At 40.6% G+C, this 16,705-nt stretch carries 16 protein-coding genes; 10 read left to right on the top strand and 6 right to left on the bottom strand.

The annotated features are described in order from the left end of the window. Positions 1-45 precede the first annotated feature (45 nt). From H5154_RS08335 to H5154_RS08345, 3 genes are all read left to right on the top strand, one after another. Positions 46-2,064: a TonB-dependent siderophore receptor gene (locus H5154_RS08335; protein WP_182717996.1), complete on the top strand. Its 2,019-nt coding sequence runs from the start codon at positions 46-48 to the stop codon at positions 2,062-2,064. Between the two features lie 375 nt (positions 2,065-2,439). Then, a complete protein-coding gene (locus tag H5154_RS08340) occupies positions 2,440-3,486 on the top strand; it encodes a catalase family peroxidase (RefSeq protein WP_182717997.1) in 1,047 nt (348 codons plus the stop codon). Beyond that, entirely contained in the window at positions 3,486-4,022 is a 537-nt protein-coding gene (locus H5154_RS08345) for a cytochrome b (protein ID WP_182717998.1), read from the top strand. Before H5154_RS08340 ends, H5154_RS08345 begins: the two co-directional genes overlap by 1 nt. A gap of 71 nt (positions 4,023-4,093) precedes the next feature. Here H5154_RS08345 and H5154_RS08350 read toward each other — a convergent pair whose 3' ends face one another. From H5154_RS08350 to H5154_RS08370, 5 genes are all read right to left on the bottom strand, one after another. After that, on the bottom strand, positions 4,094-4,873 hold the full coding sequence (locus H5154_RS08350; protein WP_182717999.1) for a DUF2189 domain-containing protein: 780 nt from the start codon (positions 4,871-4,873) through the stop codon (positions 4,094-4,096). A 117-nt stretch (positions 4,874-4,990) separates the two neighbouring features. Next, on the bottom strand, positions 4,991-7,144 hold the full coding sequence (locus H5154_RS08355; RefSeq protein WP_182718000.1) for an exonuclease domain-containing protein: 2,154 nt from the start codon (positions 7,142-7,144) through the stop codon (positions 4,991-4,993). A gap of 53 nt (positions 7,145-7,197) precedes the next feature. After that, positions 7,198-7,566: a TM2 domain-containing protein gene (locus H5154_RS08360; protein ID WP_182718001.1), complete on the bottom strand. Its 369-nt coding sequence runs from the start codon at positions 7,564-7,566 to the stop codon at positions 7,198-7,200. Between the two features lie 14 nt (positions 7,567-7,580). Beyond that, complete coding sequence (gene yidD, locus H5154_RS08365) at positions 7,581-7,793, bottom strand: membrane protein insertion efficiency factor YidD (protein ID WP_220491300.1); 213 nt, start codon at positions 7,791-7,793, stop codon at positions 7,581-7,583. Positions 7,794-7,797: 4 nt separating this feature from the next. Next, a complete protein-coding gene (locus H5154_RS08370) occupies positions 7,798-8,022 on the bottom strand; it encodes a DUF4177 domain-containing protein (protein WP_145240804.1) in 225 nt (74 codons plus the stop codon). A gap of 299 nt (positions 8,023-8,321) precedes the next feature. On the opposite strand from H5154_RS08370, the gene betI reads away from it, so the two are divergent. From betI to H5154_RS08395, 5 genes are all read left to right on the top strand, one after another. Beyond that, entirely contained in the window at positions 8,322-8,912 is a 591-nt protein-coding gene (gene betI / locus H5154_RS08375) for a transcriptional regulator BetI (protein WP_145240806.1), read from the top strand. Position 8,913: 1 nt separating this feature from the next. Continuing rightward, entirely contained in the window at positions 8,914-10,377 is a 1,464-nt protein-coding gene (betB, locus tag H5154_RS08380; protein WP_145240808.1) for a betaine-aldehyde dehydrogenase, read from the top strand. Beyond that, positions 10,377-12,047 carry a choline dehydrogenase gene (gene betA, locus H5154_RS08385; RefSeq protein ID WP_182718002.1) on the top strand — a complete coding sequence of 557 codons (1,671 nt, stop codon included), beginning with the start codon at positions 10,377-10,379 and terminating at the stop codon, positions 12,045-12,047. The genes betB and betA overlap by 1 nt, the downstream gene beginning before the upstream one ends. Before the next feature lie 135 nt (positions 12,048-12,182). After that, positions 12,183-13,400: a BCCT family transporter gene (locus tag H5154_RS08390; RefSeq protein ID WP_182718003.1), complete on the top strand. Its 1,218-nt coding sequence runs from the start codon at positions 12,183-12,185 to the stop codon at positions 13,398-13,400. Positions 13,401-13,432: 32 nt separating this feature from the next. Beyond that, complete coding sequence (locus tag H5154_RS08395) at positions 13,433-14,140, top strand: TorF family putative porin (RefSeq protein ID WP_145240814.1); 708 nt, start codon at positions 13,433-13,435, stop codon at positions 14,138-14,140. Between the two features lie 196 nt (positions 14,141-14,336). On the opposite strand, the gene fldB is transcribed toward H5154_RS08395, so the two are convergent. Continuing rightward, the gene (gene fldB, locus H5154_RS08400) at positions 14,337-14,858 is read right to left on the bottom strand and encodes a flavodoxin FldB (protein WP_149981789.1); all 522 of its coding nucleotides are present in this window, start codon (positions 14,856-14,858) and stop codon (positions 14,337-14,339) included. A gap of 80 nt (positions 14,859-14,938) precedes the next feature. On the opposite strand from fldB, the gene xerD reads away from it, so the two are divergent. Beyond that, positions 14,939-15,892, top strand: coding sequence for a site-specific tyrosine recombinase XerD (xerD, locus tag H5154_RS08405; protein ID WP_220491296.1), 954 nt, complete (start codon positions 14,939-14,941; stop codon positions 15,890-15,892). A gap of 64 nt (positions 15,893-15,956) precedes the next feature. Beyond that, positions 15,957-16,685, top strand: coding sequence for a bifunctional protein-disulfide isomerase/oxidoreductase DsbC (dsbC, locus tag H5154_RS08410; RefSeq protein WP_145240834.1), 729 nt, complete (start codon positions 15,957-15,959; stop codon positions 16,683-16,685). Positions 16,686-16,705 lie beyond the last annotated feature (20 nt).

Genomic DNA, 16,705 nt, shown 5'->3' on the forward strand with positions numbered 1-16,705 from the left:
AATTAAGCTAGCCTTTTTATGGTTATTAGTTTTATTAAGTATGATATGAAGCCTAAACGTTTGACTCGTTATTTGCCGCTTAATTCATTAGTTATGTGCTTGGCAGCTTTGCCAAGTTTTTCATATAGTAATGAGCAAGATACTAACCTATTTGAGATCCCGCTTGAGAGCTTACTTAACATTGAAGTTGTGAGCCCTTCACAAACCGTAAAAAAGATAAGCCAAGCGCCGAATATTATTAGCTCAGTTAACGCCACTCAAATTGCAAGTATGGGCGCGCGAACGCTATCAGATATATTGAAAATGTTGCCTGGCGTACAAATACTATCGCGGCGAAATGGCCGAGACATGGTGTGGATCCGAGGCATTCCATCAGGTCGAAACAGCAAAGTAATGTTAACTATTGATGGCGTACCTCAGCGGGAAGGTTTAATTGGAGGCTGGTCTCCTGATGAACAGATACAAATAAATAATATTGAGCGAATAGAAGTTATCCGCGGACCAGGATCTGCATTATATGGTGGTGATGCATATTCAGGTTTGATTTCTATTTTTACGAAAGCAAAAGCGCCTGAACGAACTCGCATCTCAGCAGGGGTTGCCAGTTACGACCGTCAATCAGCTACTATCAATACGGGGAAAGAGTTTGCGGGCGGAACATTTGTTTTGTCAGGGCGACTCTTAGATAGCAAAGGCTATCCTCAACAATATGACCGCAACGGTTTTGCATCAACGCATGATAATAATGTTGATGCTAAAAGTCTGGGAGTGTCTTTACGCAATGAACAGTGGCAATTTGCTATAAATTATGATGATTACACGACAGAGTATCCTCATTATTCGTCAAATCAATATAAATCTCAACGCTATCAAACACTCAGTGCGCACATTCAAAATAAACTTAGCTTTGATAAATTATCGATAGAAAATCAATTGTATACCTACAAGGTGAAGCGCTACTTTGAGCGCACGATTACCGATCTGCAGGGCAATATTGATTTTTATTCTGACTCAGACTTGGATTCCACATCAAATGGTGTGCGCAGTCAGTGGAGTTACGCGTTTAATCCAAATCACCATGCTATTTTGGGGCTGACCTTTCAACAACGTCAAGTTGGTGAATATCATGAGACGATAAAAAAACAAAACGCGGTAGAAGTTAATGAGTATGAATCAAGGGTGATTCGAGATGGTGACTTAACACCATCAAGCCATAACCGAGCTATTTACTTTCAACAAGAATCACTATTTTTTGAGCAACGCTTAGGATTGACGGTTGGTGTGCGGGTTGATGACTACCCTGAGTTCAGCTCAGAAACTTCTCCGCGGATTGCTGTGACTTATCAAGGTAATGAACAGTGGTCTGGTAAATTGATATGGGGAACGGCTTTTCGAGCGCCTACTTTTTTACAGCAATATGAAGTGCGCAGTGACAATAATATATCAGGAAATCCAAATCTAAATCCTGAACAAATAGAGACATTTGAAGGTGAGTGGGTTTATCATTTTTCAGCTAATAATAATATTACTCTGCGCGGGTTTAGCAGTTACTTGAGTGAGTTTATTCAGTCTGTAAATGGTAAGCCTTACGAAAATAGCAGTGAGCAATTACACGTTCCTGGATATGAAGTTGAGTGGAATAATCAATATTATGCAGATTGGTCTCACTTTAACCGCATTAGTACTTCATTTAATTATACCCGAGTTAATTCAGAGCAAGCGTCATTGGCAAAAGATACATTAAATTGGCTGCTGTTTATGGAGGATGAGCAATTTTCATTTTATGCGGGAATTAATTACCTTAGTCGGCGTAACCAAAGCCTAAGCTATCATACCAGTGTAAAAGTGCCAGAAATTGCACAACGAGATAATAAAGGTAGCTACTGGACTTTGGATGCTCACTTGAGTTATCGCCCTAGTAAGCAAAGTGCGTGGCAATGGACTATTGGTGTAAAAAATATGTTTGATAAACAGCATTATAACCCTACCTATGCGCCAGATAGCTACTATGACGTAAGGAAAGAGCCACAAAGTTATGAAATGAGTGTGGCATTGTCATTTTAATAGGATGACCTGCTAGGTTATTTAAAACAGTTAATGCAAAGCGGGTTATCAAGGTGCTTTTTAAATTCAATGTTTGCTGATAGCCATGTTGAAGGCTAACTTGCTTGTATGGTCCTGGGCAACACTTGTCCTGCGAATAGATATAAATATTGACTTCATCCAATATAGAATATTGCAATATCTCTCCTAAATATGCACAACTTTAGGTCTAAAAATAAATCCTAACAGAGGTAATAGTTAACTTTAGAGCGAAGTTTTTTAATTTGTTGAAATAGTTTTCCTCTTTCGTCGGTCTTTGCATGTGGGCACTAATAATAATAATCATTTCAAGAGGTCGTGAGTAGGATGACTAAAGTTAAACGCAGTAGGTTGGGTATGCCAGCGATACTTTATCGAGGTAGCTTATTACTAGGGTCGATGGCTGTTTTTGCAACGGCGACACTTTATTTTGCAGGCGCATTTAATCGTGATGCAGTAACAGCACAAAAATTTGTTGATTTGCAGCAAGGTGACACACCACATGCCGGTTTTCGTCGTGCGCATGCTAAGGGTATGTGTATAACGGGTAATTTTGAATCAACAGGGGCACTATCTTCTTACTCGGTCGCAGAGGTGTTTAAAAAGGGCAGTACGCCATTTTATGGGCGTTTCTCAATTGCAGGTAATAATCCAACCGCGCCAGATTTAAAAGCACCGGTGCGCAGTCTAGCATTTGCAGTAAACAGTGGCACAGTCGATGAATGGCGTGTTGCTATGAATACGCCTCCTGTAATGGCAGTTGCTACACCTGAGGCATTTTTTCAGCAATTGCAGGCATTATCACCGGATCCTATAACAAAACAACGAGACCCAGAAAAAATAACAGCGTTCTTTAAAGCACATCCAGAAAGTAAAGCATTTAATGATTGGAAAGCTGACTATGTGCCTGCCAATAGTTTTGCCGCTGAACGTTATCATAGTATCAATGCGTTTTATTTACATAATGAGCTAGGTGATAAACAAGCTGTGCGTTGGGTTGCGCGTCCGCACAAAGCGACAAATAATGCTGCGCTGCTCGATACGTCATCGGCCAACGCACTTCAACAAGAGTTGGCATCACGTTTAGATCAAAACGCTGTTAAATTTGATTTAATTTTTACCTTAGCGGCGTCTAATGATGATGAAAATAATCCAACCATACCGTGGCCCTCAGATAGACAGACGATAAATGCTGGCACATTATCAATCGTTTCTTGGCACAACCAAGAAAACGCAGCCTGTGGCGACGCAAACTTTGATCCGTTGGTGTTACCGCAGGGTATGAGTGCGACAGCCGATCCGATTTTACGTGCGCGTGGTGCCGCGTATGCGCAGTCCTATCGTCGTCGTGCAAAAGAAACATTGTTAGGTGCTAAAGTTAGCGCAACAAACGGAGGTGAATAATGTCAGCAAATAAGGGTTACTCAGCAGGCAGTCGGTTATTACACTGGGTGATGGCGCTGATGTTAATATCGATGCTATTTTTAGGGTTATCAATGGTACAAAGCTTGGCCGTTTGGCAGGTTGAGGCTGTTACCTTACATAAATCTACTGGTATTTTAGCGCTCATTTTAGTTGTGCTGAGATTAATAAATAAAGTGCGCAGTTGCACGCCTACTTTACCCACTGAGTTACCTAGGTTGCAGCGGTTTGCAGCTCATATCACTCACTTTGGGCTTTATTGCGCGATGATACTGATGCCGCTATCTGGCTGGTTAATGCAAAATGCGGACGGGCGTGTGGTGCAGTTTTTTGGGTTATTTCAGTTACCTAATTTGCTTGACGCTGATATTAAATACTTTGCATTTTTCCGAGAAATGCATGGCATTGTAGCTTGGTTGTTTTTAGCAATGATTTTTATGCACATCAGTGCCGCGCTTTATCATGGTTTAATCAAACGTGATGGCGTTATGAGCGCAATGCTGACAGGCAAAAAGTAGCTGTAATAAAGCTCACTTAGGTATTCATTCCAAGAAAAAGGCCAGTTTTACTGGCCTTTATGCATTTTAGTTTATTCATAGCTGCGGGCTTTTTTGGTTTTAATTACGGCAATATAGCCGTGCCAGCTGGCATAGCTAAGTAGTGGCATAATCACTATAAAACCAGTAGCACCAGTGACAAAACCAAGGGCTACGAGTATAAAAATACATGCAGACCAAACAATCATCGCTGAAAAGTTGGTTTTAACGGCATTCATTGAAGACATAACCGCGGTCATTATATCGACCCGTCTTTCCATCATAATTTGTGGAGTAAATGCTGAAATAGCAAATACAGTAACCAGCAAAATTCCGCCGATAATGGTACCTAAAGTTAAAAAAGCGGAGAGTTCTTCAAATGTAGGATTAGCATGACTGGGGTAAAGTGCATGAACTATCGCTGCCAGTCGCATCCATATAATCATTATTACCATCAGTAAAATTGCAAATCCCCATTCACCGACCGGATTTCTGAACATTGATTTTAGAGAATGGCTAAGTGTTGGTGTGTGGCCTTTTTCTAGCTCCCAAGCAACATCATAGAGACCGACCGCAAATACTGGGCCGATCAGAGCAAATGCGACACTGGCTGGTAAAACAACTAAGTAGCTGTCAGTGAACACCGCGAAATAGACAATTGCCAGCGGGATCAGAGTGAAAACAATCCCATAAATCAAGCTTAAAATAGGGGCGCTGGCCATATCTTTAAAGGCCAGTGCCAGCCAATGAAATGCTGCAAAAGTGCTGACCTTATTGCACTCTAAACAGCGCGCAAATTCGGAGTGTTTATCTATTGTGTTTGTTGACGGCATAAGGAACTTCCTCTAAAGGCTACTCTTAAGGTTTAGAACATTTGGCCGCTATTTACAAATTTTCAATTAAGCTTTTTATGCCTCATAAGTGGGGGGAGTATCCTATTTAATGGGATATCAATTTTGACTTTGTTGAATGAGTAAAAGTAATTCTGCGGTTGCGCTGGCATCAGCGAGTGCTCGGTGATGGCTTATTAGGTTTAAGTCAAAATGCGCACTGAGGTTACCTAAAGAGTATGATTTTAAACCAGCAAACGCTTTGCGAGATTCAACCACAGTACATAATTTTGGCATTTTAAAGTGGATACCCGCCATTTCACATTCTTTACGAATAAAGCCGTAATCAAAGTTTACATTGTGAGCCACAAAAATAGTGCCTTTTAGTTTATTAAGTAAAGTCTCAGCTATTTCAGTAAAGCGTGGTGCAGTTGCTACCATTGCGTCATTAATACCTGTTAAAGACACTATAAACTTAGGAATGCGCATTTGCGGGTTGATAAGTGTTGACCAAGTATCAATTACTTTGCCGTGTTGCATTTTGACTATGCCAATTTCGGTGATCCGATTGCCGCCCTTTAAACTACCGGTGGTTTCAATATCGACCACGCTGTAAATACGATTGGGATCATTAACCCATTTTACGGCCGCAATGTGTACATTGAATCCAGTACTTTTTAGGCAATCAATCGTTGTTAACTGATTACGTCTTAATTTATCACCTGGGGCTTTTACTTCTTCAAAATGGAGTTTATTAGCATTTAGCACCATCAAATCAGGGTAACCATCTTTAAGCTGCATAAAGCGCATGGTCATATTCTTTAAGTGACTTTTTAGCGCTGCTAATGAGCTATTTAAAATCAGCACTTCTAATGGTCGTAATAGCTCGCTATGCCAGCGAAACAGCCCATTAGCTTGCTCAAAATAACGGGCGGCACTTTTACAAACGTGTTTTAGTAAATCATCCGGTGTTTGCCAGTTTGCTAGTAGTGCTTCAATTTGTTGGTGTTGGGTATGATAAAAGCAGTCGGTTCTCAATGATTGTGGAAACATATCAAACTCATTGCAAGGTGGGGTGGGAGTATCTATATAAAGCTCGCGCCAAAAAACTAAACCAAAAAGGCTCTGCCAAAGCGTATTTTCGGTATAAAAAACAGTTAACCCTTGTTGAGTGTAGTGTTCTGTAACACCTTGCTCTACATCGTTTCGATAAACTTCATCAATTTCAATAACACATTGCGTATCGGCGAGCATTGCACTTAAGCGAGAGCGAGTTTGCTTGTTAAATTTACGCATTAAAAAGTCATCAGCAAAATACAGTAAATCATCAGTGAGCGGATCTTCGATGATGGTTTCAAGCTGGATTTTTACCCACTCTTTATTACCTTGGCGGTATTGCTCGCGTATTTGTAATTCAGTTGCTTCAGCGCTATTTTCACAGGCATTTAAAAGTGTAAAACACAGCTCAATATTATATTTTTTTAGTTGTTGGTGAAGTCGTAAAAGGAGCTTGTTTTTAAGGTTGACTGCTAATGTACCTTCGGCCGGTTGATTAATAAGCTCAATAGCTAAAGCTTGATATTCGTCATCACTTTGCGCGCTTTTAAATGCCATGCGATAACGATTTAGCGCGTAGTTAGATTGCGCCTCTTCACGTGTATCAAAGCGAGCTAAACTTACTGTATGGTTTTCTCGTGTGGTTCTTAGGCCCAAATCACGCAGTACAAAGCTATTTTGATGGTTAATATCACCAGTGCTTAAGCGGCCTATGTATAGAAATTCAAAGTATTCATACACAGCAAAGCGGTTATTAATAACAAACTGGTTATAAAGGCAGGTTAAATGTTCCGGCTTAGTAGCAAAAAAATCGCAAGTCTGTGCTACTAATTGCGCTTTAGTAACGCTTTTTTTAATACTAGGTTGGATATCGAAAGGCGCAAGTAGTGCTAGCAATGCGGGTTTAGTTAGATGTGCGAGTACGTGTTGATAGTCAGTGTAATTTGGATGACTAATGAGCTGTGCTGTTTTTAGCTCTTCGAGTGCCAGTGCAGGGCTGTCTATTTCATTATAATTAAGTGTGGTGATTGCTACGAGTAAAGGTTTACGAGAATAAATGCGTGCCAGCATGCACTGGCCTTGCTCAGTAAGTCGGTTTGCTTTATTAATGAAATCGACGTGTTTTTGCTCTAATAAGTGTCTGCATTGAGTGTCGATAAATGTTATTAGCTCTTTAAAGTGGGCTAAATAATATTTTTCGGGTAATTCTTTTTTCATAACACACACCGTAACTGTATAAAAAAACAGTATCTAGCATTTGCTTTAAGTAATCAAGAGTCGGTTAGTTGTTTTAGAATATCAGCCATAACTTGATTGTTATATTGATGGACGATGCGTTGACTCTTAAAAAGCTGTGGTAATTCAATTAACAAAACGACGATGATTAAAAATACGCCAAAGCTATAAATAGTGAGTATGCCAATTAGCATCAGCGTTAAATTCACCGCACCACGTTGAAATCTACCTAAGTAAAAGTGGTGTAAACCTGCGGCAAAAAACCAATTCAGTACCGCATAAGTATCAGGGTCTTTAACGAGACGCTTTTCTTGCTGGTAAAATAGTTTACGCTGTTCAGGGGACAATGCATTTACCTCTGAACGAAGCTGCTCTTCTTGAGCATTTAGTTGTTCTGATGTCATGGCATTAATAAGCCTTAAGGAAGTGGATCGGATTTTACGGTTACACAGTCGGGGTTATTGCAACGCCGTATTCTTTTTACGCCAATAAACAGACCTTTCACTAGCCCATATTTAGTAATTGCTTGATGAGTAAACTCTGAGCAGGAAGGACTGAAATTACAACTAATATTAAAATGTGCCTTAGCGCCGCCATTTTTTTGATAGCGGCGAATTGCACTAAGCGTCATTGCTTTAAGCACGGTTTCTGCCTAACGTTAAGATCACAGCTTCGCGTGACCAAAATAGCAAAAAACGTTTGCTTTCGATAACCTGAAATACCAGTTGCCAGCCATTTTGTGCTTCATCATTAAGTGTTGCTTCTAGCCTTTTAAGTGGTAACCCGCTCGAACCTAGCAGCAATGTGCCACAGCCACCTTCAACAACATGCAATACTTTATATTCATTAAAATTAGACATCGAGTTTCCTATAGTTTGTTTTTTTTGATAGATAATTCTGTGATTTTAAAAGTGACACCTGAGACTAACCAGATATGATTTTCAACCTAATATAGCTGATTTTTGTATCATTTACTTAAAAAACAGCTGTTTTTCAATTTTTTTCGCAACTTTTTTCTAAGCCGATTTATCAACGCTAGTACAGTTACTTAGGGTCACTTAGCTCTCTTCATTTTAGCCTATTCACAGTTTGTCAACCTTGAATTATCAGTTCCATTACTTTAATCTTTATTTTTATTGAACGTTCAATTAATAAAAATATGCCTAAAGTTGGAATGGAACCTGTCCGTCGTCAGCAGCTAATTGACGCTACTATTAGTTCGGTTGCTGAATTTGGCTTACAAGCAACAACCATTAATAGTATCAGTAAAAAAGCAGGATTATCGTCGGGCATTATTAGTCATTATTTTGGTGGTAAGCAGGGCTTGATAGAAGCCACTGTGCGTTATTTATTAACCAATCTAAAACACGAGCTGATCAAACAAGTAACGCCAACAACGACCCCTGAGCAAAGGTTAATGCTGATAATAGAAGCTAACTTTGCCAGATTACAACAGCGCAGCGATACCACTAAAACTTGGTTAAGCTTTTGGGCGCAATCGATGCACGATGTTCAGTTGCATCGCTTACAGAACGTAAATAGCCGACGACTTCTTAGTAATTTAGTCAGCTCATTTAAACAATTGATGGGTGATGATGAAGCCAAACTTGCAGCGCAATTATGTGCGGCAATGATCGATGGCTTATGGTTAAGAGCGGTACTAAGTAAGTCTGATCAAGATCAATTTGCACATTGTGAACAGCTAGCAAAAAACTTTGTATGTTCACTTATCAAACAGTATGGAGCTTAATGTGACAACACCTGTTTATCAAAACTTTATCAATGGTCACTTTTTAAAAAATCAAAGTGGCGAAACATTTGCAGTTAAAAACCCAGCAACAGATGACGTAATTTATTATGTAGAAGTGGCAGATGCGTTTATTCAAAATGCGGCTATTCAAAGTGCTAAACAAGGATTTGCTGCATGGTCAACTATGAGTCCGATTGAACGTAGTCGTATCTTACTAAAAGCGGTTGCATTATTGCGCGAGCGTAATGATTTACTTGCAAAAATAGAAGTGCTAGATACCGGTAAACCATGGCAAGAAGCCGAGTGTGTTGATGTGCAAACTGGCGCTGATGTAATCGAGTATTTTGCAGGGCTAGCACCTGCCCAAGTTGGCCAGCAGCAAATGGTTGGCGAAGATTTTTATTATACCCGTAAAGAGCCATTAGGGATTTGTGCCGGAATCGGTGCGTGGAACTACCCGCTGCAAATCGCTTGTTGGAAATCAGGCCCAGCTTTGGCTGCCGGAAATGCATTTATTTTTAAACCTTCTGAAGAAACGCCACTTGGCGCAATTAAGCTTGCCGAAATATTCATCGAAGCGGGTGTACCTGCAGGCGTGTTCAACGTGGTGCAAGGTGCAGCAGAAGTTGGCCAGTGGTTAACACAATCAGCTGATATTGAGAAAGTATCGTTTACCGGCGAAGTAGGCACAGGTAAAAAAGTAGTTGCTAGTGCTGCGGGTTCATTAAAAGATGTCACCATGGAACTTGGTGGTAAATCACCACTGCTAGTATTTGATGATGCCGATATTTCACAGGCAGTAAGTGCTGCAATGTTAGGTAATTTTTATACGCAAGGTGAAATTTGCACTAACTGCACCCGTATTTATGTTCACAAAAATGTTTATCAGCAATTTATTGATGAGCTTAAAACACGCACTGAAGAAAATATTATAGCGGGCGATCCACTCGATCCTAACGTTAACTTTGGCGCATTAATTTCCAAAAAGCATCAACAATTAGTGATGAGCTATATCGATAAAGGCATCAGCGAAGGTGCAACGTTATTAACGGGTGGTAAAACGCTTAGCCCAGCCTCTGCACCAAACGGTTACTTTGTTGCACCAACGGTATTTATTGATTGCACTGATGATATGACGATCGTCAAAGAAGAAATCTTTGGTCCCGTAATGAGCGTATTAACGTTTGATGACGAAGATGATGTAATTCACCGTGCTAACGATACTCACTTAGGCCTTGCTGCAGGCGTGTTTACCAAAGATATTAAGCGCGCACACCGTGTTATTCATCAGCTGCAAGCAGGCATTTGTTGGATCAACAGCTACGGCAATTCGCCAGCAGAAATGCCTGTGGGCGGTTATAAGCAGTCAGGTATCGGTCGTGAAAATGGTATTGAAACACTTGATCATTACACCCAAACTAAATCGATTTATGTCGGTATGACTAATATAGAGAGCCCATTTTAATGACTGCACTAACGTATGATTACATCATAGTGGGTGCAGGGTCGGCAGGCTGTGTACTGGCTAATCGTTTATCCGAAGATAGCAGCAACCGCGTTTTATTATTAGAGACTGGCGGCAGCGATAAAAGCATTTTTATTAAAATGCCTACCGCGCTATCAATTCCGATGAATTCAGATAAATACGCGTGGCAGTTTCATAGTGAAGCTGAACCGTATCTAGATGATCGTCAAATGCACTGCCCGCGTGGCAAAGTGTTAGGTGGCTCATCATCTATTAATGGCATGGTGTATGTACGTGGCCATGCTAAAGACTTTGATGAATGGCAACAACATGGTGCACAAGGGTGGGATTATCAATCCTGTTTACCGTATTTTCAAAAAGCAGAATCATTCTATTTAGGTAAAAACGACTATCGTGGTGATCGTGGCCCTTTGGGTGTGAACAACGGTAATGAAATGGCGAACCCGCTTTATAAAGCCTTTATCAAAGCGGGCCAGCAAGCCGGATATGCAGCCACTGACGATTATAACGCAGCGCAGCAAGAGGGTTTTGGTCCAATGCACATGACCGTTAAAGACGGTGTGCGCAGCTCTGCAAGTCGTGAATATTTAGACCCAGTGAAGTCACGTAAAAACTTAGTTATTGTTACTGGTGCGTTGGCTGAAAAGGTGTTGCTTGAAGGCAAAAAAGCCGTTGGCGTGCAGTACAAAGTTAATGGCGATATTGTTAAGGCAAAGGCCAGTAAAGACGTTATTTTAAGTGCCGGTCCGATTGGTTCGCCGCATGTCTTGCAACTTTCGGGTATTGGCGACAGCGAAATACTTAAAGCCGCAGGTATCGAGGTTAAGCACCATTTACCTGGAGTTGGGCAAAACCTGCAAGATCACTTGGAGTTTTATTTCCAGTATAAGTGTAAGCAGCCAATTACCTTAAACGGCAAGCTTGGCCTTATTTCAAAGGGCCTTATTGGCGCGCGTTGGTTATTAAACCGCAGCGGTCTTGGGGCGACTAATCATTTTGAATCTTGTGCATTTATTCGCTCAAAACCGGGGGTTGAGTGGCCTGATATTCAATATCACTTTTTACCTGCGGCAATTCGTTATGACGGTAAAAGTGCTTTTGATGGCCATGGTTTTCAAGTCCATGTAGGGCATAACAAACCTAAAAGCCGCGGTGCAGTAACAATTAAATCGGCTGATCCATCGGTTGCACCTAAGATCCAATTTAACTATTTACAGCATCAAGATGATATTGAAGGGTTTAGAGCCTGTGTGCGTTTAACACGTGAAATCATTGAGCAAAGTGCATTTGATGATTACCGCGATGGCGAAATCCAACCAGGTAAAGAGATTCAAACAGATGAACAAATAGATGCTTTTGTACGTCAGGCAGTTGAGAGTGCTTACCATCCTTCATGTTCATGTAAAATGGGTGAAGATGAACTGGCAGTAGTAAACTCAAACACTCAAGTACATGGCATTGAGGGACTGCATGTGGTGGATTCATCAATCTTCCCAACAGTTCCTAACGGAAATTTAAATGCGCCAACCATTATGGTGGCAGAAAAAGCGGCTGATCTAATTTTAGGTAAGCCACCACTTAGTAAATCGCAAGCAAAGGTTGCTGTTGAATCTCAATGGCAAACTGTGCAGCGTAGTTCGGAGATCTAATAAAGTCACCTGCAGCATACTTTGTGCTGTGGGGCTTGCAGTGGCGCGCATCATAAGTTGTTTGTGGTGCGTTAATGCGAGACTAAAAACACGGAGACATAATGATGTATTTTCATTTATTTTGGGGAGGGAATTATGACCTTATGGCTTAGCGCAGGCATTATTTTCACCCTACTAACAATTGTTGCAATTTTAGTAAAATGGGGCAATGTAAAGTGTGTTGGCGTCACACCGGTAAGAACATTTACCTTTATCGCCATCTTATTCACATCAGGCTTAGATGTTGGCTTGATCATGTTTCCACTCACTGAGTTTGCAGGTTATGCAGACATAAAAGCAAGCCCAGAGTACGCGTTTGCCAATCCACTAGCTATCGAGTTTGGTTATTGGGGCTTTCTGATCTGGGGATTCTATTTCCTTACGTGCTTTTATTTCTGTGTAATAGAACCTAAAGTGAAATTTTTCGAAATTCCTTGGGTTAAATTAATCAATAATGTAGTTATTATTGGTACTTGTGCCTTCACCGCTTTCTTATTGCTCTCTAACCTACCTTGGTATTTACCTAGTCTAGGTGATGGTGAGTCGATTATTCCGTCATTTTATTTAATTGTATTCGCAGCTATTTGCTTTGCGGTGTATTCAAGCACCGATATTAAATATGTACGTTTTCTAAGTATTTCAACTACCTGGTTATTTATAGCGCTAATTGGTTTTATGTGGTTTGGCGCATTTATGGGCGAAAATGGCCAAGTGTCAGATTTTACAAATAATTTAACGTTAATTGGTAGTTACTTTGGCAATATTAATCAGTTTGTACTGCCACTCAATGATTACCATGAGTTTTATTTATTTTGGTGGTTTGCGTGGAGTATTATGATTGGTCAATTCACATCGCGTTTTGTCGGTGGATTAAAAACCTATCAAGTATTGGGGGCAATGTTAATTTTCCCTTCAATCCCAATCGCAATTTGGTTTGGCGTGCTTTATCAGTATCACGAAGCAGGTATTGCTACGCAAGGGATCAAAAATATTGCAATGGTATTTGTTGGCGTAGTGTTTGTGATCAACTCGCTTGATTCACTGATCCGTTTATACACCGACAATATGGGTATGACGGTTAAACGTTTAGGTAAATTTAAATATATTGCGCTAAATGTTGTCGCTCTTTCATTATTAACCCTATTATTTAAGCAGAACTTTCTACAAATCCAGTGGGTCGGGGTGTTAGTGATTGGTTTGTTCTTTGCGTGTGCAGCCTATATTGCCTATAGCAAAGTTAAAACTGTGAGTAACATTGATAGTTCGCCGAAAGACAACAAAATTGACTACACAAAAATTGAATCAGCTAGCTAGATATTAGCTTATACAGTAGCGAAGGAATTAACATGACAACACAAAAAACATTATTAGCAGTCGCATTACCGTTTGCACTTTTTTCAACCTCAGTATTGGCTGATTGGTCAGCAACCGTAACCGGTGCATCAGATTATACCTTTAATGGTGTGAGCCAAACGCAAAACGACCCAGCGTTACAAGGTAGCCTTGATTATTCATTTGGCGAGTCAGGCATGTATGCTGGCACGTGGGCGTCAAACGTTGACTTTGGTGACGACACAAATATTGAATGGGATGCTTACTTCGGTCGCTATGCGCAGTTAAATGAAGCGCTCAGTATTGATTACGGCCTTGCGTATTACAGTTACCATGGGCAAAGCAACTCAAGCGATGGTAACTACTTTGAAGCTTACACTAAATTTGGTTACGCAAGTGAGTTAGGGCAAACAGAGCTTAACTTTTGGTATAGCTGGGATTATTTTGGTACCGGCGCAGGTCATGTGATTTCTATGGTTGCACACACCATTGAACTTGCACCTAATCACGCACTGCGTGCCAGCTTTGATATTTCAAATTCACTCGATGGCGATAAGTTTGCATGGGATACCGATGGTAAATCGTATAACCACTATCGTCTTGCTTATCAAACAAGTTTAGCGGGTTTTGACATTGAGGTAGCGGGCGAGAACACCAGCCTAGATATTGATACTGCAGATGAGCGTATTGTATTGTCTATAGGCCGTACATTCTCACTATAATTACAGTGCTAGGCAATACTTTTTACATGCGCGGCATAAAGCCGCGCATTATATCTATAAGTCATAGATGATTCGTTATCATTTGTTACATAGAAAATAAACTATGTATTGATTAATCGGTGAAACATATAAGGCCATTGTTAAACCGTAAATTTAGCTATTCGTTGTTGCGCTTATCAGTGTTACGCAGCGAGATTTATAATGTCTCGCTATACTCAGTCATGATCTGTTCAACCCAGTTAGCGATACGCTCATCACTGTGTTCGTATTGGCTGTCTTCATCAAGGGCTAAACCAACGAAGTGTTTGCCATCTTCGGTGAGTGCCTTAGAGGCTTCAAACTCATACGTGCTGTCGTTCGGCCACAATCCTAATAAAGTATATTGTTGGCTACTTATTTCATCATGTAACATACCAAGTGCATCTTGAAACCATTGACCATAACCTTGTTGATCGCCCATGCCAAATAAAGCGATGGTTTTGCCATTGAGATCAACATCTTTAATGTCGTCCCAAATCGACTCCCAATCTTCTTGTAACTCGCCAAAATCCCATGTGGAGATACCAAAGATGATAAAGTCGTAATTTTCTGCATTTTTTAATGGTTCATCTTTGATGTTATGCAGGCTGACAATGTCTTGACCGATAATATCGCGAATTTTTTCTGCTGCTATTTCTGTATAGCATGTGGTAGAACCATAAAATAAACCAATTTGCATCGTATTTATCACTGTGTATTTGCCTGATATGATAGGCTGAAGTTTACCGTAAGGTATTATTAATTGATACCTTGATAACTATGAGAATAACTGTGACCACGTTACCTGATCATGAGTCATTAGACTCAGCCATTACAGATCACGACGAACTACTCGGTAATAGCGATTATCTTGAATCTTTTTTAGATAACCTCTATTTAGAACAACACGTAAGCGATAACACTTTATCTGCGTATCGCAGCGACTTGGATAAATTTTGCCACTTTTTAAAAGGTCAAGATTTGCTCACCGTGAGTGGCCAAGATATTGAAAGCTATTTAGCGCATCGTGTTGATTTAGGTTTAAAGCCTCGCAGTACGGCGCGCAGTATTAGCGCGTTAAAGCGCTTTTACCAATACTTTGTACGTGAAAAACACATTACTGATTCGCCAATGGTAAATATTGCTCAGCCTAAAGCGGGCCTATCATTGCCGAAAACGTTGTCAGAAAATGAAGTAGAAGCACTTTTGGCGGCGCCTAATGTTGAAGAGCCGATGGGCTTGCGCGACAAAGCTATGTTAGAGCTATTATATGCAACGGGTTTACGGGTTAGCGAGTTAGTTGGGTTGCGTATTGAACAAATTAATTTGCGCCAAGCAGTGGTGTTTGTTAAAGGTAAAGGTAATAAAGAGCGTTTGGTGCCGCTTGGCGAAGAGGCTATGTATTGGCTCGAGCAATTTTTAAAAGTGGGGCGCGCGCAAATGATCAAACATGCCACTGATTTTGTGTTTCCGTCAAAGCGTGGAGTCGGTATGACTCGACAAACTTTTTGGCATCGTATTAAACACTATGCTATTTTGGCAGCAGTTGAATCGCCTTTATCGCCCCATACGTTGCGCCATGCGTTCGCAACACACTTACTAAATCATGGTGCTGACCTAAGGGTTGTACAGATGATGTTAGGGCATAGTGATTTATCAACCACACAAATTTATACCCATGTAGCTAATGAACGGTTAAAATTGGTACATCAACAACATCATCCGCGCGCTTAGTGAGAATTTTTTCGTACTTCGGCGGTCTGAGTAGTTAAGAATTATCAGGATATAAGAGAACATTATGAAAAAGTTAGTATTAGCCGGTGCGATATTAGGCACCAGTATAAGTGCGTTTGCCAATGGCGTTGCAGCCATTCCTGATGCCAACGATCCAATCGTGACTAAGTTTGCAGAGCTAGGTGTTACTGTTAAGCAAATTAGCCCAAGCCCAGTGGCCGGTTTAAAAGAGTTGATCACTGATAAAGGCGTGCTGTATGCAAGCGCAGATGGTCAATACTTAATGCAAGGCACCTTGATTGATTTAAATAACCGTAACAATCTAACCGAGCAAGCGCTTAATGGCGTTCGTAAAGAAGGCCTAGCGCAATACGAAGACTCAATGATTGTTTACAAAGCTAAAAATGAGAAACATAGCATAACTGTGTTTACTGATATTAGCTGTGGTTATTGCCGTAAGTTACACCGCGAGCTTGATGATTTACTTGAAGCGGGTATTACCGTTAAGTATTTAGCGTTTCCACGTGGTGGTTTACAAGGCTCAGGCTATGCAGATCTAATGAATGTTTGGTGTGCTAAAGATCAACAAGAAGCAATGACAGCAGCAAAATCGGGCGCTGATACAAAAGTAATGGCCGGTTGTCATGCCCCAGTTGCAGAACATTATCAGCTTGGCCAAAGTTTTGGCATTAGCGGTACACCAGCAATTATTTTAGAAGATGGTACGATGATCCCAGGTTATCAGCCTGCGGCCGCATTAGCTGCTGCGTTAGACGCTAATAAATCGTCATAGTATTATGCTTTTTATAAAAA

The sequence above is a fragment of the Pseudoalteromonas sp. SR44-5 genome, from assembly GCF_014163675.1.
GTDB classification, from domain to species: domain Bacteria; phylum Pseudomonadota; class Gammaproteobacteria; order Enterobacterales; family Alteromonadaceae; genus Pseudoalteromonas; species Pseudoalteromonas rhizosphaerae.